At 44.4% G+C, this 26,695-nt stretch carries 24 protein-coding genes; 15 read left to right on the forward strand and 9 right to left on the reverse strand.

Annotation, left to right across the window (positions count from 1 at the left end):
• Positions 1 to 2: 2 nt before the first annotated feature.
• Complete coding sequence (locus tag AC59JT_RS15890; RefSeq protein WP_497400694.1) at positions 3 to 353, reverse strand: hypothetical protein; 351 nt, start codon at positions 351 to 353, stop codon at positions 3 to 5.
• Positions 354 to 364: 11 nt separating this feature from the next.
• Positions 365 to 1,957, reverse strand: a complete 1,593-nt coding sequence (nadB, locus tag AC59JT_RS15895; protein WP_497400696.1) for an L-aspartate oxidase — start codon at positions 1,955 to 1,957, stop codon at positions 365 to 367.
• A 409-nt stretch (positions 1,958 to 2,366) separates the two neighbouring features.
• Here nadB and nadA point away from each other — a divergent pair, with 409 nt between their 5' ends.
• On the forward strand, positions 2,367 to 3,359 hold the full coding sequence (nadA, locus tag AC59JT_RS15900) for a quinolinate synthase NadA (protein WP_497400698.1): 993 nt from the start codon (positions 2,367 to 2,369) through the stop codon (positions 3,357 to 3,359).
• 158 nt (positions 3,360 to 3,517) lie between these two features.
• A complete protein-coding gene (locus tag AC59JT_RS15905; RefSeq protein WP_497400700.1) occupies positions 3,518 to 4,201 on the forward strand; it encodes a porin family protein in 684 nt (227 codons plus the stop codon).
• Positions 4,202 to 4,261: 60 nt separating this feature from the next.
• On the opposite strand, the gene AC59JT_RS15910 is transcribed toward AC59JT_RS15905, so the two are convergent.
• On the reverse strand, positions 4,262 to 5,719 hold the full coding sequence (locus AC59JT_RS15910; protein ID WP_497400702.1) for a DNA/RNA non-specific endonuclease: 1,458 nt from the start codon (positions 5,717 to 5,719) through the stop codon (positions 4,262 to 4,264).
• 83 nt (positions 5,720 to 5,802) lie between these two features.
• Positions 5,803 to 7,266 (reverse strand): DNA/RNA non-specific endonuclease, encoded by a 1,464-nt coding sequence (locus AC59JT_RS15915; RefSeq protein WP_497400705.1) that lies wholly within the window; start codon positions 7,264 to 7,266, stop codon positions 5,803 to 5,805.
• A 261-nt stretch (positions 7,267 to 7,527) separates the two neighbouring features.
• Between AC59JT_RS15915 and thiL the strand changes: the two genes are divergently transcribed.
• The 3 genes from thiL to AC59JT_RS15930 all read left to right on the forward strand — a co-directional run bounded on the left by thiL (position 7,528) and on the right by AC59JT_RS15930 (position 12,246).
• Positions 7,528 to 8,586, forward strand: coding sequence for a thiamine-phosphate kinase (gene thiL / locus AC59JT_RS15920; RefSeq protein WP_497400706.1), 1,059 nt, complete (start codon positions 7,528 to 7,530; stop codon positions 8,584 to 8,586).
• A 46-nt stretch (positions 8,587 to 8,632) separates the two neighbouring features.
• On the forward strand, positions 8,633 to 9,448 hold the full coding sequence (locus tag AC59JT_RS15925) for a hypothetical protein (RefSeq protein ID WP_497400708.1): 816 nt from the start codon (positions 8,633 to 8,635) through the stop codon (positions 9,446 to 9,448).
• Positions 9,449 to 9,594: 146 nt separating this feature from the next.
• Complete coding sequence (locus AC59JT_RS15930) at positions 9,595 to 12,246, forward strand: family 78 glycoside hydrolase catalytic domain (protein WP_497400710.1); 2,652 nt, start codon at positions 9,595 to 9,597, stop codon at positions 12,244 to 12,246.
• Positions 12,247 to 12,275: 29 nt separating this feature from the next.
• Here AC59JT_RS15930 and AC59JT_RS15935 read toward each other — a convergent pair whose 3' ends face one another.
• The 5 genes from AC59JT_RS15935 to AC59JT_RS15955 form a co-directional block, all read right to left on the reverse strand.
• Complete coding sequence (locus AC59JT_RS15935; RefSeq protein ID WP_497400712.1) at positions 12,276 to 12,773, reverse strand: hypothetical protein; 498 nt, start codon at positions 12,771 to 12,773, stop codon at positions 12,276 to 12,278.
• Between the two features lie 19 nt (positions 12,774 to 12,792).
• The gene (locus AC59JT_RS15940; RefSeq protein ID WP_497400714.1) at positions 12,793 to 14,184 is read right to left on the reverse strand and encodes a DNA recombination protein RmuC; all 1,392 of its coding nucleotides are present in this window, start codon (positions 14,182 to 14,184) and stop codon (positions 12,793 to 12,795) included.
• 333 nt (positions 14,185 to 14,517) lie between these two features.
• Complete coding sequence (locus AC59JT_RS15945) at positions 14,518 to 15,009, reverse strand: gliding motility lipoprotein GldH (protein ID WP_497400716.1); 492 nt, start codon at positions 15,007 to 15,009, stop codon at positions 14,518 to 14,520.
• Positions 15,010 to 15,014: 5 nt separating this feature from the next.
• Positions 15,015 to 16,577 carry a regulatory iron-sulfur-containing complex subunit RicT gene (ricT, locus tag AC59JT_RS15950; protein ID WP_497400718.1) on the reverse strand — a complete coding sequence of 521 codons (1,563 nt, stop codon included), beginning with the start codon at positions 16,575 to 16,577 and terminating at the stop codon, positions 15,015 to 15,017.
• A gap of 3 nt (positions 16,578 to 16,580) precedes the next feature.
• Positions 16,581 to 17,726 carry a DNA polymerase III subunit gene (locus AC59JT_RS15955; protein WP_497400720.1) on the reverse strand — a complete coding sequence of 382 codons (1,146 nt, stop codon included), beginning with the start codon at positions 17,724 to 17,726 and terminating at the stop codon, positions 16,581 to 16,583.
• Between the two features lie 100 nt (positions 17,727 to 17,826).
• Here AC59JT_RS15955 and AC59JT_RS15960 point away from each other — a divergent pair, with 100 nt between their 5' ends.
• The 10 genes from AC59JT_RS15960 to AC59JT_RS16005 all read left to right on the forward strand — a co-directional run bounded on the left by AC59JT_RS15960 (position 17,827) and on the right by AC59JT_RS16005 (position 26,648).
• On the forward strand, positions 17,827 to 18,261 hold the full coding sequence (locus tag AC59JT_RS15960) for a hypothetical protein (protein ID WP_497400722.1): 435 nt from the start codon (positions 17,827 to 17,829) through the stop codon (positions 18,259 to 18,261).
• A gap of 53 nt (positions 18,262 to 18,314) precedes the next feature.
• Positions 18,315 to 18,722, forward strand: a complete 408-nt coding sequence (gene ruvX / locus AC59JT_RS15965; protein ID WP_497400724.1) for a Holliday junction resolvase RuvX — start codon at positions 18,315 to 18,317, stop codon at positions 18,720 to 18,722.
• A gap of 82 nt (positions 18,723 to 18,804) precedes the next feature.
• Positions 18,805 to 19,443 carry an O-methyltransferase gene (locus AC59JT_RS15970; protein WP_497400727.1) on the forward strand — a complete coding sequence of 213 codons (639 nt, stop codon included), beginning with the start codon at positions 18,805 to 18,807 and terminating at the stop codon, positions 19,441 to 19,443.
• A 2-nt stretch (positions 19,444 to 19,445) separates the two neighbouring features.
• Positions 19,446 to 19,988, forward strand: coding sequence for a glucosaminidase domain-containing protein (locus AC59JT_RS15975; RefSeq protein WP_497400730.1), 543 nt, complete (start codon positions 19,446 to 19,448; stop codon positions 19,986 to 19,988).
• 31 nt (positions 19,989 to 20,019) lie between these two features.
• On the forward strand, positions 20,020 to 20,928 hold the full coding sequence (locus AC59JT_RS15980; protein ID WP_497400733.1) for a glucosaminidase domain-containing protein: 909 nt from the start codon (positions 20,020 to 20,022) through the stop codon (positions 20,926 to 20,928).
• Between the two features lie 66 nt (positions 20,929 to 20,994).
• Positions 20,995 to 21,741 (forward strand): hypothetical protein, encoded by a 747-nt coding sequence (locus AC59JT_RS15985; RefSeq protein WP_497400735.1) that lies wholly within the window; start codon positions 20,995 to 20,997, stop codon positions 21,739 to 21,741.
• Between the two features lie 57 nt (positions 21,742 to 21,798).
• Positions 21,799 to 22,824 carry a DUF3078 domain-containing protein gene (locus AC59JT_RS15990; protein ID WP_497400738.1) on the forward strand — a complete coding sequence of 342 codons (1,026 nt, stop codon included), beginning with the start codon at positions 21,799 to 21,801 and terminating at the stop codon, positions 22,822 to 22,824.
• A gap of 106 nt (positions 22,825 to 22,930) precedes the next feature.
• A complete protein-coding gene (locus tag AC59JT_RS15995; RefSeq protein WP_497400740.1) occupies positions 22,931 to 23,500 on the forward strand; it encodes a hypothetical protein in 570 nt (189 codons plus the stop codon).
• Positions 23,501 to 23,646: 146 nt separating this feature from the next.
• Positions 23,647 to 24,975, forward strand: a complete 1,329-nt coding sequence (gene ffh, locus AC59JT_RS16000) for a signal recognition particle protein (RefSeq protein ID WP_497400742.1) — start codon at positions 23,647 to 23,649, stop codon at positions 24,973 to 24,975.
• A gap of 89 nt (positions 24,976 to 25,064) precedes the next feature.
• Positions 25,065 to 26,648 carry a M1 family metallopeptidase gene (locus AC59JT_RS16005; RefSeq protein WP_497400744.1) on the forward strand — a complete coding sequence of 528 codons (1,584 nt, stop codon included), beginning with the start codon at positions 25,065 to 25,067 and terminating at the stop codon, positions 26,646 to 26,648.
• Positions 26,649 to 26,695: the final 47 nt, after the last annotated feature.

The raw sequence follows: 26,695 nt of genomic DNA on the forward strand, positions 1-26,695 counted from the left end.
ATTTATTTATTAAAATCAGCAGAATAATAATTACCAAATGATGCCAATGTAGCATCACTAACATCATAATTTACAAGCTTATCATCATCAGAAATTACAACTATACTAAACCTGTTATTTTCAAATTGGCCTATTGCACTTAATCCCCTTTCCGAAATATCTCGAACAGTTATACCTTTAGGTATAGTAAAAATGACGCTATCTTTCTGATTACTAAACACTCGAACCTTCACATCCTTTTGAAGAATACCCAAATTATTGGTGTGAGCTGTACTTTGCAGATAGTATAGAAAAACTAATACAATATTAACTGTAACTGAGATCCTAAACATCCATTTAAATTTCTTCGACATATTGAATTTATTTAAAACACCGTATCCTCCAAAACCTCCTGATGCTGGGGATAATCCGTCGTGTAATGCAATCCCCTGCTCTCCTTACGCATCATAGCTGATTTTACAACAATGTAAGATACCTGTATCAAGTTACGCAACTCGCAAAGTTTTACCGATACTTTGGTTTTCTTATAAAAATCTTCGGTTTCTTCATATAATAAACCTAAGCGACGCATAGCCCTTTCTAATCTAAAATCAGAACGAACAATACCTACATAATCGCTCATCAACTTCTGCATTTCGCGGATGTTATGAGTAACCAGGATATCTTCGTTGGATAGCTGAACACCTTTTTCATCCCAATCAGGAATGTTATCGGGTATTATCATCGTCTCAAAATCAACTACAGCACTTTTATAAATGCGATGTGCAAATACCAAAGCCTCTAATAATGAATTAGAAGCCAAACGATTAGCGCCATGTAAACCGGTTGATGAACATTCGCCGCAGGCGTATAAACGTTGTATAGATGAATGGCCAACATGATCAACCAACACACCGCCACACATATAATGACAGGCTGGCGCAACCGGGATCAAATCTTTCGTCATATCAATACCTATCTCTAAACACTTGGCATAAATATTAGGGAAATGCGCCAGGATATCTTTCTTATTACGATGACGGATATCCAGGTAAACATAATCTTCTCCCGATTTTTTTATCTCGGCATCAATAGCCCGGGCTACAATATCACGCGGCGCTAACGAACCGCGTTCATCATACTCGTACATAAATTCCTCGCCATTAGTGCGTTTTAAAACACCACCAAAACCACGTACAGCTTCTGATATTAAAAATGAAGGATATTCACCAGGGTTATATAAAGCCGTAGGATGAAATTGAATAAACTCCATATTGCGCACTTTACCTTTAGCACGATAAACCATAGCCACGCCATCACCGGTAGCAATGGTTGGGTTAGTAGTTATACTATATATATGCCCGGCACCACCCGACGCCATTACCGTAATTTTAGATTGTATTTTTTCTACCTCTTTACTTACCGTATTAAAAGCATAAATACCGTAACAAGTAATATCCTTGCTTGATTTATCCACAAACTCACCCAAATGGTGTTGGGTTATCAGATCAACCGCGAAATGATGCGTTAAAATTTCGATGTTAGGATTAGCATGGATCTGCTCCAGTAATGAACGTTCAATTTCAAAACCGGTGATATCCTTATAATGTAGTACCCTAAATTCAGAATGACCGCCCTCTTTAGCCAGGTCATAAATACCTTCGTTTGTCTTGTCAAAGTTGGTTCCGTACTCAATAATTTCATTAATACGGTCCGGTCCTTCTTTAACAACAATCTCCACAACTTCGGTGTCACACAATCCGTCACCGGCGTCTAAGGTGTCTGCAATGTGTTTTTCAAAGGAATCTTCTTTTTTATCCACAACCACCGCAACGCCGCCCTGGGCGTACTTAGTGTTTGATTCATCTTCGTTTGATTTTGTAACTATCAGTACCTTACCGTGTTTGGCAGCTTTAAGTGCAAAACTTAATCCCGCAATGCCCGAACCTACTACCAGGAAATCGACTGTTCTGGTCATGTTTTATGTGTTAGATGTGTAAAATTATAAACTGTGTTAACAACAGGGTATAAAGATGTTAATTTTGTGTAAGCAAAAACTTAGAAAGTTTTTAAATAGTGGATAACCTTGCTTTTCATGGTTAATTGTAACAATTTTTAAGCGACTTTTGCATTGTTTACACCACGAAACTAACATTTATCAACGTATCAAAATATTAACAAATAACTTTTTAAAATAAATGTTGTTTATCACAGCAATCTAATAATCAATAAAATAAATAATAAGGAATATTGATTTCATGTTAATAACTCGTTAAAAAGATATATCGACAAAAAAACATGAACCATTTTTTTAACAAAACTAACACCCTAATAACAATAGCTTTTTTATATAAATTAAAATAGTTGTTATTAATTGAATTGTGGAAATGAATACCTTCGAAGAAATAAACCTGAAAGGCTACGTGGAGGAAGAGATCGATCCGACGCTTGACCTTTATGCCGAAATTGAACGTTTAAAAAAAGAAAAAAATGCCATCATACTTGCGCACTATTACCAGGACGGAGATATACAGGACATTGCAGATTATATCGGCGATAGCCTGGGCCTTTCGCAAAAAGCTGCAGAGACCGATGCCGACGTTATTGTATTTGCCGGTGTACACTTCATGGCCGAAACAGCAAAAATATTATCGCCTACAAAAAAGGTTTTACTGCCCGATGCAAAGGCCGGATGTTCATTAGCCGACAGCTGCCCGCCGCATTTGTTTAAAAAGTTTAAAGAGCAACACCCTGATCACCTGGTAATTACTTATGTAAACTGTACTGCCGAACTAAAGGCACTAAGCGATATAGTTTGTACATCAAGCAACGCGGTGCAGATAGTTGAAAGTTTACCTAAAGATCAAAAGATCATCTTCGGCCCGGATAAAAATTTGGGTGCTTATGTGGCCAAAAAAACCGGTCGCGACCTGGTGTTATGGAACGGTGCCTGCATGGTGCACGAGATATTTTCGAGAGAGAAAATTACCAAACTAAAAGAGCGCTACCCTAATGCTAAAATACTTGCCCACCCTGAGTGTGAGGATGTTATTTTGCAAATGGCTGATTTTATTGGCTCGACAACCGGTATATTAAAATATGCTACTAAAGACCCAAGCCAGGAATTTATAGTAGCTACCGAACCGGGTATTATTCACCAGATGGAAAAAGAAAACCCGGGTAAAACATTCATTCCGGCGCCGCCGAATAATAATTGTGCCTGTAATGATTGCCCGCATATGAAGCGTAATACACTGGAAAAATTATACCTGTGTATAAAAAATGAAATGCCCGAAATTACTGTACCTGAGCATATTATTGAAAAAGCAGTATTGCCTATTCAGCGTATGTTGGATATATCTGCCAGGTTAGGCCTGTAATAAAACTAGGTCATTGCTAGGAACAAAGCAATCGCACGGAGAACGGTAGCAGACTTGCAAAGTTCGCGATTGCCACGCTACGCTTGCAATGACAAGTAGGATTAAACCTTTCAAATAATTTTAACTCTATATCGTAGAAAAAAGCAAATACTACGATTATGAAAAAAATTATTCTTTTAACTATAACCCTTTTAACATTCATCAACATTGCTGCTGATGCACAGCGCAGGGTTTATCGCCAGCCGCGCAGATCATATGCACAACCACAACGTCATAGTAGCCATGATAACCGCGATTGGTATACGCCAACATTTGGTGTGGCCATTGGCGCCAACTTTGCCAATGTGATTGAATCAGGTTATTCAAATAACTACAGTTCAGACGGATTGATTGGTTTGAATGTTGGTTTTACTGCCGATCTGCCAATTGTTTATCCTTTATCATTTGCTCCAGAGATCAGGTATTCACAAAAAGGATATTCAGTTACTGATAGGACAGGCGATTTTACACAACGTACCCACTTTATTGACCTGCCTTTACTGGCTAAATTTAAAGTGGCGCCAATGTTTAATATTTATGCAGGTCCGCAGTTTTCATTCTTGTTGTCAACAACCAATACTTTTGATAACGGCACAATTATTACTCGTGAGCATTATAGTAATGATGGCGACCAAAAAACATTTTTGGATGGTGTAGTAGGTGTAAGTTTTGATATTAACAGAAATGTAGATATCCATGGCCGTTACACGATAGATTTTGCTGCTTCGGATTACCGCGGCGATACTTATGAGCCCAGGTACCGTAACCAGGTTTGGCAAATTGGTTTAGGCTTTAAATTCTAAAAAATTTTTCGGCTCCGCCGATATTATGGCGATGGGTTGCGGCCCGTCGCCATTTTTGTTTTAGTGAATATCTGCCTTTCGGTTTTCTACAATGTCTTGTATACTTTGCGTCAGGTTTGATAGTAGGTTATAGCCGGTGGCAGATTCAATGGCTTGAACCGTTACCAGGTATTTTTTCCAGTCTTTGCTGATGCTATTATCGTTAGGCGTGTTGATAGCGATAATGCGCGTATTATTATTCACCCGTGTTATATCGTTATTACCTGTCGGGATTACTACAGCTATTTTCCAGATATTTTTGGGAATGTTGATAGTATGGTTTTTATCAACAATAGCGGTAAATGTTCCTTTTGCACCGGTTCCGCCGGTTCCATAGCTGCCCATAATAACGTAAAGCTCATTACCTTGTAAAGCCAGCGAACGTAAATAGGCCTCAAAATTGTTCCAGGTATGCTGGTTATTTTGCGGTGCCTGCGGTATCATATTGGTCATTAAAAAAGTAGCCGCATTAGCATTAGCCGAACTCGTCCTATCCGCCGAAGGACAATTATGCCCCCTGTCGAAACCATATTTGTTAAACCGGTAACTATCGCTTTGCACGGTATACCAATCTGCCAATAAACCATTGAACCCCGCAAAGTTATTACGACGATCGGCGGCATTGGTGATATTAGTGGCATCAACATGCCAGCTTACCCAGTTAGGGCCTGCCTTGGTGGCATTATACGATTCGACATAATAACCCATATCCATCAAATAATTATCCATCATACCAGAAACCGCCTGCGCGCCCGACGGATTACCAAACAACAGGTTGCTGTTATCGCCACTGGCCGGCGGAGCGTCCGAGCCAACACTAATTCCTCTGGAGACCGATGAGCTGATAACAGCCGCCGTATCTAAAAATATTTTTTCGGCTTCGCCGATGATAAGCTGAGAGTCTCCCCGGCCGAGAAACGTGATATCGTCAATATTGATACGACCGGTGCCCTTTTTGGATATTTTAAACCGGACTTTGCCGGGCGCGTTTACGGCGAAGGAATCAGTTGTAAAAGTGGTGACCGTATCTTTTACCGTAGCCAGCAATTGATAGTTGCTGCCGCTGTCTGTGGAAAAGTATAGATTCCATGTGGAATTTGAGCCCATACCGTACTTTGCGTGCCGTAGGCGGATAAATTGTACGCCGGTAATATCAAAGCCCATGCCCAGGCTACCCTTCGCCAGGCGGACGGATTTTGCCCCGTTTTTGATGTCAGCTTCGCTGGTGCCGATCAAAGCATTATCCAAGGTCCATAAACCGGTCAATAATTTTACCGAACCGATGGCATACGTTTTTTTGTCGCCTTGTTCAAAATCTTCGGTAATGGTATAAGTCGGTTGCTCAGCAAGGGGCGCAATTGCAGGCTGTATGGGCTGCGGTGTAAACGGATCTGCCTGGTGAATGGGCTTATTACTCTGGCAAGCGGCAAAAAATATAGCAAAAGCTAAAAACGAAAAAAATTTCCGGGGGAATAGCATCCGGTAAATGTCGGCAATTGGCTATAAAATAAAAAAGCGATGAGGATTGGCCCATCGCTTTTTTCAGTAATATCTAGCCGGGTTTAGTTGCCCGCGTCCTTTTTAGTTTCGATAGCGTCCTGTATACCTTGAGGCAGGCTCGATAACAGGTTGTAGCCCGTAGCAGTTTCAATATCGCGTACAGTAACAATATACTGCTTCCAATCGGTGTTTAAGCTGTTATTGTTAGGGGTGTTAACCGCAATTACACGGGTTGACGAAGTAACCCGACCAACATCGCCGGTGCCGTTAGGAATGATCAGGGCCACTTTCCAAACATTGGCCGGAACGGTTACTTTATTAACACCGTCGGTTAAGGTATTGAAAGCACCTTTTGCACTTGTACCGCCGGTACCATAACTTCCCATTATAACATATACCTCGTTGCCTTCAACAACCTTGGCACGTAGGAAACCTTCAAGGTCGGCCCAGGCTTTTTGGTTGTTTTGTGGGGCTTGCGGTATCATATTGGTCATCAGGAAAGTAGCCGAGTTGGCATTTATCGAACTTGTTCTATCGGCAGACGGGCAGTTATGTCCTCTGTCAAAACCGTAAGTTGCAAAATTATAGCTGGTGCTTTGTACAGCATACCAACCGCCCGGTAAACCATTAAATGCCGCAAAATTGTCCTGTCTTTTTACCGTAGTTGCAATATTGTTGGCGTCAACGTGCCAGCTTACCCAGTTAGGTGTAGCCCTGTTGCTGCTGTATGATTCTACATAGTAACCCTGGTCAATTAAATAGTTATCCAGCATCACCGCGTTGGCCTGGGCGTTTGATGGGTTACCAAATAACAAATTGCTGTTTTCGCCGCTGGCTGGTGGGGCATCGGTGCCTACAGTTACACCCCGTGCGGTGGTTGGTGTACTTGTCTGTGTAGTATCCGGGCCCTGGGTATCAGGCGTGCCAACAACAATGCCCGCGTCGCCTTTACCTTTAAATGTAATGTCGTCAATATTTACGCGGATGGTCGCGCTGGTTTTGGTGATCTTGAATCTCACTTTTGAAGTGGTGCTAACCGCGAACGAATCTAGAGATAAAGTGGTCGAAGTTTCTGTAATAGGGTTGCCCACATTGGTGTAGGTAGTACCACCATCGGTAGACATGGATAGCTGCCACGTACCGGCAGCGTCAGTACCATACTTGGCATGCTTAATAGCTATCTGCGTTACGCCGTTAATATCAAAATTCATGCTCAGGCTGCCGGTTTTTAAACGCACAGACCAATTGCCATTTTTAGCGTCTCCGGAAAGGTTACCAATCAAGGCATCATCCATTTTCCACGAACCCGTTAGCAAGCTCACATCGGCAACAGCGTAACCGCCTTTAGTGCCCGACTCAAAACCTTCGGTAATAGTATATGGCTGAGCTACCGGTGGTACTACAACAGGTGGAGTTGGCGGAGGTGTTTCTCCACCATCGTCGGTATTTACGGGGCTTTTCTTACAACTCGCCACAAAAACCGTTAACAACAGACCAGAATAGATCAGTATTTTTCTAAAACTCATAAGTAATTATTTTTTCGGTAAATATCGGCATCAAATATTAATTGTGTATTAATTTTTTTGTTATTTGGGCAATGTCATGCCTGTAGCCTGATTTAATATACATAGGCTAATATTGTATTAATTAAACAATACAAAACTTGTTTTAGTATAATAGCAGTTTTTGCGTATTTGCTTTCGTATTTTTGTTGGCTGAGAGTTTACTGATATTTTATGAACCAAAATCAGTGTAATCATTTTTAAAAATCAGTGTAATCCTAGTATATGTTCGATAATAAAGAAAAAACCAATATAGAAGCGCTTGGCGAGTTTGGCCTGATCAATCACCTGACCAAAAACATACAACTGGTGCAAAAAAGCACCGTCAAAGGCGTTGGCGATGATGCTGCCGTACTTGACCCGGAAGGCAAACGCGTATTGATATCAACCGATATGCTGTTAGAAGGTATTCATTTTGACCTGGCCTACACGCCACTAAAACACCTTGGCTATAAAGCCATACAGGTAAACCTGAGCGATATTTACGCTATGAACGGTATGGCAACACAGGTTACGGTTTCTATCGGCATGTCGAGCAAATTCCCGATAGAGGCTGTAGAGGAATTATACGAAGGTATTTATATAGCCTGCGAAAAATACGGGGTTGATTTGATTGGCGGCGATACTACTTCATCCAAACAGGGCCTGGTTATCAGCGTAACTTCTATCGGCTATGCCAATGCCGAAGACGTAGTTTACCGTAACGGCGCGCAGGAAGGCGACCTGATCTGTGTATCCGGCGATTTGGGCGGTGCTTACCTGGGCCTGCAGTTGCTTGAACGCGAAAAACAGATATTTTTAGAGAACCCGCAAATACAACCCGACCTTGAAGGCAAAGACTATATTGTAGAGCGCCAGCTGAAGCCTGAGGCCCGCAAAGATATTGTAGAATTATTGAAAGAGATAGGCGTAAAACCAACCTCGATGATCGATGTGTCTGACGGTTTGGCTTCCGAGATCATGCACATTTGTAAACAAAGCGGAAAGGGTTGCAGCATATACGAAGAAAAGATCCCGCTTGACCCAATGACCTTCGAGACAGCCCGCGAGTTTAACCTTGACCCTACCGTATGCGCCCTTAGCGGCGGCGAAGATTATGAACTGCTTTTTACGGTTAAGCAAGCCGACTATGATAAAGTTAAATTTAAAATGGATTTTACCATTATCGGCCATATTACCGAACCGGCTTCGGGCGCCAACCTGGTAACTAAAACCGGTAACATACATCCGCTAAAAGCGCAGGGCTGGAACGCTTTTCCTAACAGCGAAGCTAATAATGAGTAAACTGTAACATTAAAAGCTCATCAACATCTAAAAATAAAAACAAACCATGAAAAAACCTTTACTTATCGCAGCCCTGCTGTTATCGGGCTTAGCGCTTAAAGCGCAAACAGTAACGCTTAAATACGGCTATTCGCCAAAATCGTTTTACAAAACAACTTGTAGTGCTATTGCTGCTATGGATATGCAGGGGCCAGATAAAACGCCGCTTAAAATGAACATGGATATGCGCATGAATTACGAGGCCAAAACACAGCCACGTAAAACCGACGGCGCTTTTTTAATAACCCTGAAGTACACTGATTTTACCATAAAGATGAACATGAACGGTGCCGAACAGCCTATACCCGACAAAAACGCGTTGGTAGGGCAAGTGGTGTATGGCCAATGCGATAAAACCGGAAAATTGCATATCGACTCGGTTGCCGGAGCGCCCGATGAACAGAAGAAAGCAATGGTGATGCAGATGATCAACCAGTTTCAGGACCAGATGAAATTTCCTGAAAAACCAATGAAGGTAGGCGAAAGCGCGACGGTTGATATCCCCTTAAATGCACCGGGCATGGCGCAGGGTATGAATATGAACATGAATACCAAAGCCACTTATAAACTGGTATCGGTAAAAGATGGTATGGCTTATTTTGATGTGGTGCAATCATTAAAAATGGACATGGATCAAGGCGGTAAAGCTTTTACGATAGCGGCAGACGGCGACGGTAAAATGGTTTATGATATTGCCAAACAATTCCCGGTGGTGTTTACCAGTAATATGACTATGAGCTTTAATATACCCGGAGCCGATGCCCCGGGAGGTATGAAAATGAAGATGAACATGGACGTGAAAACCGATATAAGCGCTAACTAAACAATTACATATAAAAAAAGCCCATTGCAAGTTATTGTAATGGGCTTTTTTATTACTGCTTTTTTATGCTGAATTAATTTGAGAATGCCGTGAAAATTGCTGCCCTTTTGATACTATACTTTTAGCGAGTTCAAAATCAGCATAAAATGAAATTTAGATTTATAGCAGTTTGCATTGTTTTCATAAACAGTATCTCACCGGCGAAGGCATACACCATTAAGCCGGTGGGTTTAAAGTGTGAATATTTGAATGATCCGGCGGGCATAGATGTGCGTAACCCCCGGTTAAGCTGGCGGTTAGCAGCCGTAGATCAAACAGCTAAAGGCCAAAAGCAAACCGCCTATCAATTGATCGTTGCCGGCACGCCCGAAATTTTGAAGAGCGGGAAAGGCGACCTATGGGACTCGGGGCAGATCACATCTGATGAGTGCCTGAACATACAATACAGGGGAAACACACTAAGATCGGGCAGGCGATATTTCTGGAAGGTTCGCGTGGCAGACGAATCCGGAAAATGGACAAACTGGAGTGAGGCCTCTACATTTAGTATGGGACTACTTGATCCTTCCGAGTGGAAAGCCGGCTGGATAGGAAGCCCCGAAGCTGCAGGGAAGAAAATCCCGAAACCGCAATACAATACCATGCGCGACCCATGGTTCAGGAAAAATTTTGAATTGACCGAAAAACCGCGAAATGCGGTAATCTATGTCGCGTCTGTTGGCTATCATGAATTATATGTTAACGGGCGAAAAATAGGGAACAGCGTGTTGGCTCCCTCCGTGTCCGACTTGTCCAAACGAGCCCGCTATATCACTTATGATATTAAGGATTGCCTTAAAAAAGGAAAAAACACGATAGCAATATGGCTGGGTGTATCCTGGTCGGTTTTTCCGGCACATCAAACAGATAATAAGCCTGCTGCACCTATGGTCATCGCCCAGGCAGATATTACCTTATCCAAAGATCAAAAAATACAGATCGTTACGGATGATAAATGGAAGACGCACGACAGCCCTAATATGCTTACCGGTTATTGGGACCTGGGGCATTATGGGGGAGAGTATTATGATGCGAACCTGGAAATTGAAGGCTGGAATAAAGCGGGTTTTGATGACTCAAACTGGCGGCGAGTGGTAGTTTTTCAGCCCAAATTGATTCTTTCGGCAGAAATGTGCGAACCCAACAGAAAGATCAAAGAGATAACACCGGTAACTATTGAGGAACCGACGCCGGGGGTATTTAAAATAGACATGGGCGTTAATTTTACGGGATGGTTTCAGTTACATGTTACCGGCCGGCCGGGAGATGAAGTAAAGATCGAATTCTCGGAAACAAAGGCAGATAGCGTCAGGTTTGGTTTGTGCAGCAGGTACCGTATCGGCCCCAAGGGAAATGGTGTTTTTTGCAACAGGTTTAATTACGCCACCGGACGATGGGTGCGCGTCTCGGGCCTTAAAACAAAACTTTCTGTAAGCGACATTAAAGCCTGGATGATACGCTCCGACTATAAGCGCGCCGGCTGTTTCGAAAGCGATAACGCATCGCTGGACAGTATCTATAACGCCGCTACCTGGACTTTTGAAAACCTGAGCCTTGGCGGTATGGTGGTAGATTGCCCGCATCGCGAACGGCGCGGATATGGGGGCGATGCGCTAACTTCTACCCGCATGGCGCTTGATAATTATCAAATAGGCGCATTTTATACCAAATGGGCCGAAGATTGGCGAGATGTACAAGGCGCCGACGGCTACATACCACATACAGCGCCTACCACCGTAGGCGGTGGCGGCCCCGCCTGGAGTGGCTACAGCGCCACCCTTCCCTGGCAAATTTATAAGCAATATGGTGATGTTAATATTTTAGAGAAAAGCTTCCCTGCTATTGAGCGGTGGCTGGCGTTTATGGAGACCAAATCCCGCGATAACTTATTAGTTCGTTGGGGAGGGAGATGGGACTTTCTGGGCGACTGGGTGTGGCCGGGTGCATGGGACGAGCGCAGGCAAGTGGAGAAACAGGGCTTGTTTTTAGGCGATACCAAAGAAACCTTGTTTTTTAATAACTGTATCTGGGTGCATCATTTGGAGCAGGCGGCAAATATGGCCGATGTGCTGGGTAACGGCAAGGGAACTCATTACCGCAAGCGAGCGGCACAGATCAGGCTTGCCATACATAAAGCGTTCTTTAATCCCGACGATAACAGCTATGTAAATGGTTTTGAGGTGTATTTAGGTATGGCCTTGTATACAAATATTCCTCCGCCGGAATTACGCCAAAAGGTATGGGCAAGGTTGGAGTACGAAATAAAAGTAAAGCGTAAAGGCCACTTCTGGGGCGGTATTACCGCAGGAGCATACTTGTTTAACTTCCTGATAGACTCACAACGCCATGATTTGATCTACCTGATGGCCACCAAAGAAGACGCCCCGGGATGGCTCAATATGATCCGCCGGGGGCCCGGTACTTTTTTCGAAGACTGGTTTAGTGACGGCTCGGCCATGCACGCCTCCTATTTATATATTGGCGGCTGGTTTATTGGGGGCTTGGGCGGTATTCAGCGATCTGACGCTGGCTTCAAGCATTTTGTTATTGCACCGTGGATCAGTAAGAACGGCCCGAAAAGGGTTAAGAGCCACTATGATTCGATGTACGGGCGCATTGTGTCTAACTGGACATTGAAGGGGGATAAAATAAATATCCGGGTAACTATTCCACCAAATACAACAGCCACGTTAAAAGTTGCCGGTACGGCGAAGGATTTGAATGCGGGAAGTTATGATCTTGAATTTCCTTATAAATAAACGAGCAGGAAAGTAGCCTGATTACAAGATCACCGCGTCATTGCCGCCTGGAAATTATCCATCGCCGCGTGCAGCACATCGCTCATTTTTTTAACTATAAGATGAGCCTGGGCCACGGGAATAGTTTTTGAACCGTGTTCAATTAAACGGCGTTCGGTAACCAATGTGTTTTGATCTGTTAATACCAGGTCGTAAAAGCGTAGACTGTATTTATGGGCAGTTACATCTATCTGGAATTGTGCGGTAAAAGGATAACGACTTCTATTATCGAGGCCAACAACAGTTAAAAAAGCTTTACCGGCAACTACTCCAATTTTACTCTCCGGGATATCTTTAGCGTGTAAGTTAGCGATGGCCCATTGGCGGGCGCGCGAATAATTTTGTTTTTCAAACGGTTTGGTTTGCTCAACAGAAAAGCTATAAATAACAGTTTTATCTTTTGGCTTTATAAACAGGCCTTCAGCGTTTTTTTGCGCAAAGCAAACAGCCGAAGAAAACAGCAAGGCAATAAGGATAAGGTTTTTCATGCCTTAATGATACAAAATATTACTCGTTCAGTAAAAGGTCGTCGCCGCTTTCCACATATTTTTGGTCGAGCTGTTTGTTGGCTTTAGCTCCCAGGCTTTTAATTTTTTCGGCAGTTTTGGTTAGGTTGCCCGCTCCGTCAACCAGTTTATTCAGGGCGCCATCGTAGGCGCTTTGAGTTTGCTTAATGTTTTTGCCGATGCTTTCCATATCGCTTACAAAACCAACAAATTTATCATACATGCTGCCGCTTAAGCGGGCAATTTCCAACACGTTTTTGTTTTGGCGCTCCTGTTTCCACATACTGGCAATGGTGCGCAGGGTGGCCAGCAGGGTTGATGGGCTAACAATTACCACACGTTTATCCCAGGCATCGCTAAACAATTCCGGGTCAACCTGTACCGCCAGGCTGAAAGAGGATTCTATTGGCACAAACAGCAATACAAAATCCGGCGAATTGATCTGGTACAGATCATGATAGTTTTTGGTAGATAGCCCATGCACATGCCCGCGTAATGATTCGACGTGTGCTTTCGAGAATAGTTTTCGATCTTCTTCTGTCTCGCAATTCACCAAACGCTCGTAAGCTATTAATGACACTTTAGAGTCGATTATCAGGTGTTTCTCATCCGGGAGGTCTATGATAGCGTCGGGCTGCAAACGCGTACCGTCAAGGCTTGTAATGCTGGCCTGCAGGCGATACTCGCGGTCTTTCACCAGGCCAGATCGCTCCAGCACACGTTCCAATATCACCTCGCCCCAGTTACCTTGTTTTTTATTGTCGCCTTTAAGCGCTTTGGTCAGGTTGCTGGCTTCGTCGCTTATTTGCTTATTCAATTCCATTAACTGGGTGATAACGCCCTTCATGGTATTGCGTTCGGCGGCTTCCATGTTGTAAACCTTGTCCACCTTATCTTCAAAAGCTTTCAGGTTTTCTTTAAGCGGGTTGAGGATGACATCCAGATTAGCCCGGTTGGCTTCCACAAATTTCTGCGATTTTTCGTCCAGCAGTTTATTGGCCACATTTTGAAACTCCAGTTGAAACTTATTGCGGATCTCTTCTACTTCTGCCTTTTGTTCGGCGATCTTTTCCTGTTGGGATTTATAGTAAGAGCGGGCGCTTTCCAGCGATTGATTGGCTTGGTCAAGATTGGTACGTACTGTCGCTAATTCATCAATCAAGCGGTCTTTTTCTTCTTTTAATAACTCCGTAACGGTTTCCTTTTCGGCAACCAGGCCAAGGGCTTTTTGTTCGGCAATGGCCAGGGATATTTTAAGCTGATCGGCCTCGGCTTTTAAACGGCCCATCTCCTCTACCGAAACACTATCGACAGAAGCCTGCGGTTTTTTTAGGAACAGGAAAACCGCGATCAACAAGATAATAACCGAAACACCAAGTATTGCAAGCACCATTTTGATAAAAATATTAGCAAAACGAAGGTAGGAAAAAAATGTGCAAATATGCGGATGTGCGAATGTGCAGATAAAAAATTTGCAGCTCTAAAATGATGTGATACAAATCATCCGCACATCTGCATATGCCCGCCTCTGCAGATCGGGGTGCGCCACTTTTTTAAGTGCAAACCCGTCGCTTTTTATAAGTTGTTGATAAACAATAATATAAAAAATTATTGGGGTGCGCCGCATTGCGCCGCTTTTTTCGATAAATAATTGACAATTAATTGCTTATGAAAAACGAGTGCGCCACATGCGCCACTTTTAAAGTGGCGCACCCTGTACAGCCTTTTAGTTTGTTGTACCGTTGCTTTTCTCCACCCGTAAGCCCACATCGCTCACCTCATGCAAAGGATTGTCGCGCATGTTTTGCTCAATTTGGATACGATAGGTACCTGCGGCCGGGAACTTGTAGTTTTTACGGAAAGGGATCTGGAAATTATACAGGCTACCCGAGCCCTGGCCCAGCCATTCGCCATCGGGGTTGGCCAGTTTAAATTCATAGCGATTGGCGCTGCCTTTTTTCTCAGGGTTTGAGATCATGGCAAACAGGTTTGAATACTTGTAATCGCCGGTTACGCGCAGGTTGAGGTACATATTGTAGGGTACCGCTGCGTCATCTATTTTAACATCATACCCGATCTTGTTTTGATACGACCAGTTTTTGTTAGCTATCTCGGTATTTTGGTCTATAACCGCGTTCGGGTCCGAACAGCCGGTAGCGCCGGTTATTAGTAATAACAACAGCGCTACCGGGTATAAATGGGTTAAAATATGTTTCATTTTTATTATTCGGCTTGTGGTGCATTGCCTCCGCCGCCACCTTCGGGCCTGTTGCCACCGCCGCCGCGGTTACCACGATTACGGTTGCGGTTTCTGTTGCGGTTATTATTGTTGCCGCCTTCACGCTGACCGCCTTCCGGCCTTGGTTCGCCTTCGGCACGTGGCTGGCCACCTTCAGGGCGAGGTCCGCGATCCGGTCTTGGCTGGCCGCCTTGTTGGCGTTGCCCCTCAGGCCTTGAGCCTTGCTGACGGTTTTGGTCGCGCTGACCGCCATCCGGGCGTTGCCCTTGCTGACGGTTTTGATCACGTTGACCGTTTTCCGGTCTTTGCTGGCGGTTGCCTTGTTCGTTTCGCTGGCCTTGTGGCCTGTCCTGGCGCTGGCCGCCATCCTGGCGGGCCTGCTGCTGGCTGTTATCGCCACCCGGCTGACCGCCTTTGTTTTTATTACGGTTCTTGTTTTTCTTTTTGTTGCGATTGCGCTCATCCAAACGGGTAAGACTATCCTGGCCAACTACGTTTTCGTAATCCGGCGCTTTAACGGTTTCCACCTCGGTTTCAACATATACCAAAAGGTCATCCGGTAATACGCCTTCTTTGTTCATGGCCTGCACCTCTTTTACACGCGCGATCGGTACGCATATCCATGACTCTTCGCGGGGGTAGCTAAACCACATCTGCTTTTTAAAGATGTCGGTCTTTTGCAAACGGGCATCGCCTCTAAGCGTCTTTAAAAAGTTTACATTATCTGGGATGTGTTTCAGCGCATCCATGTAAGTATCCAGTTCGTAGTTTAAACAGCATTTAAGCTTGCCGCATTGGCCGGCCAGTTTAAGCGTGTTTAACGACAGGTTTTGATACCGCGCAGCGGAAGTAGATACGGTTTTAAAATCGGTTAACCAGGTTGAGCAGCACAGTTCCCTGCCGCAAGAACCTATACCGCCTAAACGGCTGGCTTCCTGCCTCATGCCTATCTGCCGCATCTCGATACGGATACGGAAGCTTTCGGCCATTTTTTTGATCAGCTCCCTAAAATCCACACGGCCTTCGGCAGTGTAGTAAAAGGTGGCTTTGCTTTTATCGGCCTGGTAATCCACATCGCTAAGCTTCATGCTCAGGTTTAGGCTCAGGGCCAGTTTGCGGGCGCTATGCATGGTTTCCCATTCCATATCCTTGGCCGATTTCCACTTGTCAACATCGGCAGGCGTGGCCCGGCGATAGATCTTTTTAGATACGTCCTCTTCCTTCACACGGCGCTTCACCATCTGCATGCGCACCAGCTCGCCGGTTACGGATACGTGGCCAATGTCATAACCGCCGGTGGCGGCTTCAACCACCACTAGGTCGCCGTTTTCAATGTAAACGTTATCTGTATTTTGATAGAACTCCTTGCGCGAGCCCTTAAACTTTACTTCTATAATAGAGAACGGTTTGTAATTAACCGGCAGGTCCATATGCGACAGCCAGTCGTACACATCCAGTTTGCTGCAACCATTAGTTAGGCATGAGCCATTACTTTTGCAGCCCGCCGGTGTACATCCGCCCCCCGTTGAACAACTTCCACATCCCATAATTTAATTCGATATATATTGATTCCCTTGCGGGCTTGGTTTAACTTTTAAATATCCTACAATTTGTAAAGATACATCTAAAAACAAAATTTTAGGGTTTGCATTTCTTTCTACATGATAATGAGCCCTTTCCAATTCGGTACTAATGGCCTGTGCCACCGGTATGCTCATAATGTTGGTCATTTTTTGCGCCGTGTCCAGTTCGGCAGCCGGTAAATGCACCAGGTTGCCGGCCCCCGCCATCAGCAAACAGCATTCGCGCATAAAGCTGATGCCGTAGCGTAAAAAGTTTTTCTGGTTTTCGCGGCCCATCTTGGCCAGCTGATCAACAAAGCTTACAATTTCTATCCCCTTGTTACCAAATGCAAGGCGCAACCACTGCACAAACAGTTGATGATAGCCTTTATTATCCTGCTGCAGCATCAGCAAGGCTTCGGTAAGATTGCCGTTGCTCAGGTAGGCAATTTCGGCAGCGGCGGTCTCAGTTTGGTTATGCTGGCTGATCAGATGTTCGCGGATCTCGTCGTAACTTAAGCATGGTATTTTTACCAGTTGCGTTCGCGAGAGGATGGTATTCAATATCTGGTCCTGGTTTTGGGCCACTAATAAAAACAGGGTATTGGGCTGCGGCTCTTCAATGATTTTAAGTAGCGCATTGCCCTCTTTATCCAAAAACTCGGGCAGCCAAAGTATCAGTATCTTATATTCCGATTCGAACGGTTTGAAGCTTAGTTTTTTGATGATCTGGTGGCACTCAGCAATGTTAATGTTGGCCTGTTTGTTATCGGCCTCCAGGTAATCGCGCCATACATCCAGGTTTAAATAGGGCATGGCAGTAAACGCCTCGCGCCACTGCTCCAAAAACGTAATGGCCGTATCTTCCTTATGCTTGGCGAAGAAAGGGTATGAAAAATGCAGATCGGGGTGCATCAGTTTATTGTACTTGCGGCATGATGAGCATTCGCCGCATGAATCATCGGCCTGCTTATCCAAACACGACAAATACTGTGCATACGCCACCGCCAACGCCAAACTTCCCGACCCCTCGGGCCCCAAAAACAACTGCGCATGACTAACCCGGTTATCTGTAACCGAACTGATCAATCGTTGCTTGATGGCCGCCTGCCCTACTATTTGTTTAAACTGCATTTGGTGCAAAATAGTTATTAGAAGTGAGATTTGGGATATGAGATTTGAGATGGGCGGGTTTTTGACACAAAACAAATAGAATACCCGTATCTTAGCTGTGATGAAAAAATGGATGTTATTGGCCGGTATTTCGCTGTTATTTATCAGCAGCAATACCCAGGCGCAGCAGGCTAAGGATAAAGTACCGGCATTTTTAACCGGCACTTTTGTTGATGATTACAAGATAACTTACACCATTAACGACACGCTGTGGATACAGCACCCGCGCACCAGATTCCACATCATTAAATGGAATACCGAAAAGCAATACCTGATTGCCCATAACGACGCCGCCAACCCCGGCGATAAGAATAAGTATACCCGCATTGACTACATGACATTTACCGGCATGGCTCCCTGGAACTGGGGTTACTGCCTCACCGCCTACGCCGCCGAGTCGGATAAGGAGGCCGAAGCAACTGCGGCAGCCGATCGCGCTAATCCCAAAACAGGTTGTGGCGGATACCCGTTTTCAAGAATGATGGTGACCAAATAAACTAATTCAAACATGAAATTCACCTCACATATCCCATCTCAAATCTCACAGCTATGAGAGTAATGGCTTTCGACTACGGTACCAAACGCATAGGCATTGCGGTTACCGACCCTTTGCAGATCATCGCCACCGGCCTTGATAATGTGCACCCCAACCAAATCATCGAATACCTGCAAAAATACCTGCAAACCGAACAAGTGGAACGCTTCATAGTAGGCGAACCCAAACAAATGGATAATACCCCCTCGCAATCGGCACAACATGTAACCGGTTTTGTTCGCCTGCTTAAGAAAACTTTCCCAACTATCCCTGTTGAAATGCTTGACGAGCGCTTTACCAGTAAAATGGCTTCGGCCGTTATAGCGCAGAGCGGCATGGGTAAAAAGGCCAGGCAGAATAAGGAGTTGGTGGATACGATCTCGGCAGTTATACTGTTGCAGACCTGGATGCAAACCGCTTGATGCTTTCCTGATAATGACGCGCGGGGAGAGTGTTATAACCGCCTGATAATCACCCTCAAAAATTTTCCTTATCTTTGCCCCCGTGGAAATTTTAGACGCCAAACTACAAACGTACTTAGATAACCATTGCGACGCCGAGCCTGATGCCTTAAAGCACATTAACCGCGAAACGCATTTAAAGGTGCTTAAACCCAATATGCTTTCGGGGCATTACCAGGGGCGGGTGCTAAGTATGCTGAGTAAAATGTTGAGGCCTCGCCGCATTTTGGAGATAGGGACCTTTACCGGTTACGCTACCATTTGCCTGGCCGAGGGGCTTACCGAAGACGGCATCATCCACACTATTGAAGTTAACCGCGAGCTGGAAGAAATGCTGGCCCAGCACTTTGCATTAACAGATGTTGAAAAAAAAATAAAGCAACATTTTGGCCCTGCAGAGGACGTATTGGCCGATTTTGAAGAGCAAGTGCTTGATTTAGTGTTTATTGATGCGGATAAAAAGAATAATTACCATTACTTTGCGTTAGTATTTGACAAAGTAAGATCCGGAGGGATCATAATAATTGATAATGTTTTGTGGAAAGGGAAAGTATATGGCGACGAAAAAGATGCCGATACCGAAAGTTTCCGCAAACTAAATGACCAGATAGCTGTTGACACAAGGGTTGAAAAATTGATTCTCCCGGTCCGAGACGGTCTGCTGATCATCCAAAAAAAATAATTATGAAGAGAACCTTACTGATTACTGCAACACTGCTGTTATCTATTACAACAGCGTTTGCTCAAAAGAACACTTCAACTTCGTATATCGAACAGTTCAAAGACAATGCCATATCTATTATGAATGAAACCGGCATACCGGCCAGCATTATTTTAGGTATAGCCATGCACGAGAGTGGTAACGGCAATAGCAATGTTGCAAAAAATTTGAACAACCAGTTTGGCATAAAAGGCGGTTACACCACTACGTATACCAAAAACAACAAAAAAGTTAAGTCGGCCTATAAAAAGTACGATTCTATACTGGAGTCGTTTGCTGATTTTGCGCGCATTATTACCAAACGCCAGGATGCCGGTAAAATATCAAGCAGCCTTACCCAGTACGATTATGTGAAATGGGTAAAAGGTATACAGCGTAGCGGATATGCCAGCAGCAAAAAATGGGCAGCCCAGGTTTTAGGCATTATTAATAAATACGATCTGGACGAGTTGGACAAAACTAATCCGCCACCGGCCGAGCCTGCTAAAGTTGCGCAAGTCAATTAATTTTTCCCGTAATAAAACCTATTTTGGCAAAATGATATTTGCCCGTGCTTTCTTTGTGTCCGTAAAATTCTATGCGGCATTAGCCCTTGTTATAATTGTTTTATTGTCATCGTGCGGGATACGCAAACCTGGTGGCGGTTTAACACCGGCCAAACCTGCCGGTACCAATCCGGCTGTATCAAACACCGTAGCGCAAAGAAATAACGAGATCATTAAGCAGGAAGCGCTATACCGTTCACCTGCCGCAACGGTTCCGTATACCCCGCAAACTTATATCGAGCGCTTTAAAAAAATAGCCATACAGGAAATGAACCTGTACGGCATACCGGCCAGTATAACACTGGCGCAAGGCCTATTCGAATCGGGCAACGGCAATGGCGACCTGGCCAAATATGCCAACAACCATTTCGGCATAAAATGTACCAGCGATTGGAAGGGCAAAAGCTTTTATAAGAACGATGATATTGAGAACGACTGCTTCCGTGTGTATGAAAACCCGGAAAACTCCTATCGCGATCATTCCGAATTTTTAAAGCGGAAACGTTACGCCGGTTTGTTTGAGCTGGACAAGAACGATTACGAAGGCTGGGCCTACGGATTGAAAGCAGCAGGCTACGCCACAAACCCTAAATACCCCGAGTTGCTGATCAATGTGATAAAAAGATACCAGCTGGACCAATATGATCGCCCGGAAAACGAAGAACAAAAAATTAAGCGCGAAGACCGTGTGTTAACACAGATCAATAACAACATTGGCAAAGAGGTAAAAGATTCGATAGTTACCGCCGCGCCCGCCTTTAAATTGTACGAAATACAAAAAGGCGACACACTATATAACGTATCAAAACGTTTTGGCCTTACTGTTGATGAATTAAAAGCATTGAACAACATGGGCGATAATAACATTAAAATTGGCCAGAAACTGGTTGTTGTTAAGTAAGCGCCTCCTGTTAATTATTGTTAAAAATATGCTTAAACCTAAACAATGGTTTAGTTTAGCTTTGTGATGAAACCGGGATTATTTTTACTACTCATACTATTAACCACCAAACTATTTGCACAGGATAACTATGTGGAGGGTATTGTATTTGATAAGGATAGTAAAGAGCGAATAGCTATTGTACATGTTTTAAATGCCAGCACGGGCGCAACAATTTACAATAACCTGAGCGGGATATTTAAAATAGAAGCCAAAATTGGCGATATCCTGATATTCACCAAAACAGATTACGTACCCGATACGTTACGTATACAGAATAGCATGGCGCAGGCCGTTTATTTACAGGCTACAGGTATACGTTTGAAGGAGGTGCGCATACGCGACTCGTTAAACAGCCCTATGGCCAGGCTAAAGGCCAATCGGGCGTTATATAACCGGGCTTACAGTACTACCGCCAATGCCGATCTGTTAAGTGTAGGTAATGGCAGGTTGGGTTTTAGTACCGATGCGCTTTACAACATGTTTAGCAATAAGGGGCGTGATTTGGCGCGTTTGCAAGGCGCACTGGATGAAGAGTATAAACAGGATGTGGTTGACCATAAGTTTACCAAAACGGTGGTAGGCCGTATAACTGGGTTAAAGGGAGCACAGCTAGAGGATTTTATGCTAAAATACCGGCCCGGCTACCATTTTATAAACTTTGCCAGCGAGTATGAGTTTATAAACTCGATACGAACCAATTTAAAAAGATATTACCGCAACCCGGATGCATACGCCCTCTCGCCCCTGCCGGATGGAGATGCAAAACCATAACAGCGGTTTAATAAGGAAAACGAGGTGTTTACCATAATTTTCCGTTAATTTGTGCTTATGTCAAAACATCTACGTGTATTAATTTTTTGGCTATGCCTGTTTGGCGCAACAAGCGCAAGCGCACAAGAGGCCGATACCACCAAAAAACCGGAAGTTAAAATTGACACCGCTTTACTAAACAGATACCGTTTAGGCCCCCGCAGAAATGCCATCCCCGTTAGGATGCGATCTGTACAAATACAGCCCAACTACCTGCCTATTACCATGCTCGACTATAAGGTTAACTACTGGAAAAAGTGGATAACCGTGCAGATTGACCTTAGCCAGGCAGCCTTTTCAAATAACTTTTCAAACGGAGGTGTAAGTTCAATGGCCGTCAACTCCAAATTTATATACCGCACAGAGTATCGTAAAAATACCTTTAGCTACACGGGCAACTTTGAGTTTTGGTATGGTATCACTAAAAATAAAGGCCAGGGCTCGCGTAAATCAAACGACCGTATATTTTTAGATAATAAATTTGCCACCCAGTTTTCTAAAAAATGGAGCTTCTTCGGCTCGTTAACTTTCGAGTCGCAGTTTGACCGTGGTTACCAGTATACCGGTGCCAATAATGTTTCGTTACCCAAACCTATATTGCTGTCGCGATTTATGTCGCCCGGTTATTTAACCGAGTCGTTTGGTTTTGAGTATAAGCCGGCACCGTATTTTACCACTCGCTTTGGTACGGGTACCGCCCGCCAAACCTTTGTGTTAGACACGGCCATCTATCGTACAAAAGCCGGTAACTATGGTGTACCTGTCGGGAAAAGAGTAAAAAACGACCTGGCTTTCCAGATTGTGTCTGAGTTTAACAAAGGTATAGCTACCAACATGGGTTTAAGATGGCGCTATGCCTTGTTCATCCCGTACGAAAAACATATCAGCTTTATAACTCATCGCCTGGATGTTGGGTTAAGCGCACAGGTAAACAGACTGATCTCGGCTAATATTAACGGCGTGGTGGTGTATGATAAAAACCAATCGAAAGAAGTACAGGCCTCGGAAAATATATCGTTAGGTATGGTTTATCGCTTCCCGTAACTTATACAGGGCATTTTGTAGTCACAAACACACAAAATGCAAAAAATCGCACAATAAAATTTCTTGGGCATAAAAATTGTTAACCTTAAGTAAAACAAACGTATTTATGAAAAGGATAGCATTTTTAGTATCAACAGCAATTTGTGCTTTTACCGTAAACTTAGCGGTAGCTCAGGTTAATACAGGACAGGGTACAGGCACCGGAACAGGTGTTGGTACAGGAACAGGCGTTGGCACCGGAACAGGTGTAGGTACAGGTACCGGAACGGGTACCCAAATAGGCACAGGTACCAATGGTACGCTTAACGGTACCGGAACTTTAAATGGCACCAACGGCACCGGTACACTAAACGGTACTGGCACGTTAAACGGCACAGGAACCTTAAATGGCACCGGCACTAATGGTAGTCTGAATGGCACCGGTACTTTAAACGGTACAGGCACGCTTAATAACAATGGTACCTTAAATAACAACGGCGGCAAGCCGGTGATAGGCGTTGGCACCAATGGTACGCTTAACAATACCGGTACTGCTGGGTACGGCAATTTAAACGAAACCCAGCAACGGGTAGATACCGGCAAAGCGATACGCCCGGTTAAACCACGCACAGGTACTGGCAATAATGGTGGCGCTACGGGTAATGGCACCAACGGCACCCCGCCGCCGCGTAAATAGTTGAAAATATAATTTAATAACGAGGGCCCTTAGGGGCCCTTTATCGTTTAATAATACTTGTATCAGCCAACAATTACATTTTCCTTAAAAACCAATCCATCAAAATGATAACTTTGCAGCTTATATAAAATTGAAGGTTATAAACTATGTTTGAAAATCTTTCGGATAAACTCGACAGGGCGTTTAAAGTCCTGAAGGGTCAGGGTAGCATTACAGAGATAAACGTGGCCGAAACCATGAAGGAAATACGCAAAGCCCTTCTGGATGCCGACGTAAATTATAAAACAGCCAAAGCATTTACTGATGATGTAAAGCAAAAGGCCATAGGCGCAAATGTATTAACCTCTATTTCGCCGGGGCAGTTGCTTACCAAGTTAATGAACGATGAGCTGGCCGAACTGATGGGCGGCACCGCTTCGGAGCTTAACCTGAACACATCGCCAACCATTATTTTAATAGCGGGCCTTAACGGTGCGGGTAAAACTACGTTTACCGGTAAGTTGGCGAACTTCCTTAAAACACAAAAAAATAAAAAGCCGCTTTTAGTGGCCGATGATATTTATCGCCCCGCGGCAATAACCCAATTACAGGTTTTAGGCGAGCAGATAGGCGTACCGGTTTATGCCAACCCGGAATCAAAGGACCCTATCGCGATAGCAAAAGAAGGTATAGCCCACGCTAAGCAAAACGGCCATAACGTGGTTATTATTGACACCGCCGGCCGCTTGTCTATTGATGAGGCCATGATGGTGGAAATTGAGCAGGTAAAAGCCGCCGTTAATCCGCACGAGATATTATTCGTGGTGGATTCGATGACCGGTCAGGATGCGGTGAATACCGCCAAGGTGTTTAACGACCGTTTGGACTTTACCGGTGTTGTTTTAACCAAATTGGATGGCGATACCCGTGGTGGTGCCGCACTTTCCATCAAATCGGTAGTTAACAAGCCGATCAAATTCATCGGTACCGGCGAGAAGATGGAAGCTATTGACGTGTTCCACCCGGACAGGATGGCTTCGCGTATTTTGGGTATGGGCGACGTGATCTCGTTGGTAGAGCGTGCGCAGCAGCAGTTTGACGAGAAGCAGGCAGCCGAGCTACAGAAGAAGATCCGCAAAAATAAATTCGACTTTAACGACTTCTACAGCCAGATACAGCAGATCAAAAAAATGGGTAACATGAAAGATCTGATGGGCATGATACCAGGCGTTGGTAAAATGATGAAGGACGTAGAGATAGGCGACGACGCGTTTAAAAACATCGAAGCCATCATCAGCTCCATGACGCCGGCCGAAAAGGAAAATCCGGACATCATCAGCCAAAGCCGCCGTACCCGGATCGCTAAAGGCTCGGGCACCAACATTACCGAGGTTAACCGCCTGTTAAAACAGTTTGACGATATGCGTAAGGTGATGAAGCAAATGAGCAACCCTGCAGCCATGGCCAGTATGATGAAACGCATGCCTAAAATGTAAAAATTGTATATACATAACTTATTAAAGCGGCTCCCGGGCCGCTTTTTTATTACGAAAAAATTAGCTTTACAGTTAATACATACCAACATATGCATAAGCTGAAAGCGATAGTTCTGGGAGGGGTTTTATTATATACAATTAGCGCAAAAGCACAGGTGCCGGGTTTAGCCATTGATGTTTTGCACTATGGGTTTGGTATACAACTAAACGATGCCAATAACAACATAAAAGGCAAGGCCGATGTAACTGTAAAATTTACCAGGAACACGGATTCATTCGCGTTAGACCTGGTGAAGAAAAATGCCGACGGCAAAGGTATGCTGGTTAGCGCGGTAACAAGCAATGGCAAAGCCGTGCGTTTTGTGCAGGATACCGATGCTGTTACCCTATACGGTAAAGGAATTAAAGATACCAAGGCAACCTTCACCATAAGCTACGAAGGCGTGCCCGATGACGGCCTGATCATATCAACCAATAAATACAAGCACCGTACTTTTTTTGGCGATAACTGGCCAAACCGCGCCCACAACTGGCTGCCTTGTGTTGATGACCCGGCCGACAAAGCTTCGGTTGATTTTGTGGTGACCGCACCAGCTCATTACCAGGTGGTGGCTAACGGTATTAAAGTGGACGAAAACAAACTCCCCGGAAACAAAAAACTAACCCATTGGCACGAAGCCGCGCCGCTATCAACCAAAATAATGGTTATCGGTGTTGCTAAATTCGCGGTAGCGCAATCGGGCACAGTAAACGGTATCCCGGTTTATAGTTATGTTTTCCCCGAGAATGAGGCACAGGGTTTAAAAAGTTATGAATGTGCCAACCAAATACTGCCTTTTTATATGGAGAAGATTGGTCCGTTCCCTTACAAAAAGCTGGCTAATGTGCAATCGAAAACCATTTTTGGCGGAATGGAAAATGCGGGCGCGATATTTTATTATGAAGACTCATTTAAAGCAAAGGATATTGAATCGCTGGTGGCGCACGAAATTGCTCATCAATGGTTCGGCGATTCGGCCAGCGAGAAAAACTGGAGCAATATTTGGTTGAGCGAAGGTTTTGCCAGCTATCTTACCCATTACTACCTGGAAAGTAAATATGGCACCGACAGCCTGAACAAACGCCTGGTGGAGGACCGGAAAAAAATATTCGCGTTTGAACGTAAGCGCTACAAGCCCATTGTAGATACTACCGTAAAAGGCGATTACATGGTATTGCTCAACGCTAACAGTTACGAAAAAGCCGCCTGGGTACTGCATATGATGCGCCGCCGCATGGGCGATGCCAATTTTTGGAAAGGTGTACGTGCCTATTACGCCAAATACACCAACGGCAATGCCAATACCGAAGATTTCAGGCAGGTGATGGAGCAGGCTGCGGGCCGTAACCTGGAAGGCTTCTTTAAGCAATGGTTTTATACGCCCGGTCACCCATACCTGGATATTGTTTGGAAGTATAACGAAAGCGACCAGGAGCTAAACATCACCATCACCCAAAAACAACATACCCTATACCGCATACCGCTAGACCTGGCCATTGATGGTAAAATCCAAACCATCCGCATTGGCGATAAGCAAACGGTTATTAACCTAAAAGCCGCCAAAAGGCCCACTAATGTTGTAGCCGACCCCAACGTTTCGTTGCTGGCCAGCTTCGCGATATCGGGTTTATAGGCAGTATTTCAGACCATCAAAATTTTCTGTACCTTACGCTACTAAAT

The organism is Mucilaginibacter sp. A3364 (genome assembly GCF_059690715.1).